The organism is Pseudomonas sp. FA-1 (assembly GCF_056856075.1).
Window position 1 is genome coordinate 1 of the sequence record NZ_JBWXTH010000080.1, and the last position, 236, is coordinate 236.

Consider the following 236-nt stretch of genomic DNA (forward strand, 5'->3'; position numbering starts at 1 on the left):
ATGACCAGCCACAGCAACGCGCTGGGCCTGGGCTGCCACTACCGCTGGGAAACCATTGGCGACAAGCCGCGCGTGGTGGAGCATTGGACCAGCGACGGTGAGCACTACCATTTCCGCTACGACCTGAGCGCCCGCACCAGTTGGGCCACCGACGTGCTTGGCCGCGAGCTGGAAGTGCAGTACAACGCCGACCATCGCGTGGTCGCCAGCCGGGACTATGGTGGCGAGCGCTATGC

At 65.7% G+C, this 236-nt stretch carries 1 pseudogene; it reads left to right on the forward strand.

The features are described from left to right. Window positions 1-236, forward strand: a pseudogene (locus tag AC1MHZ_RS23525) (hypothetical protein); the annotation flags it as partial.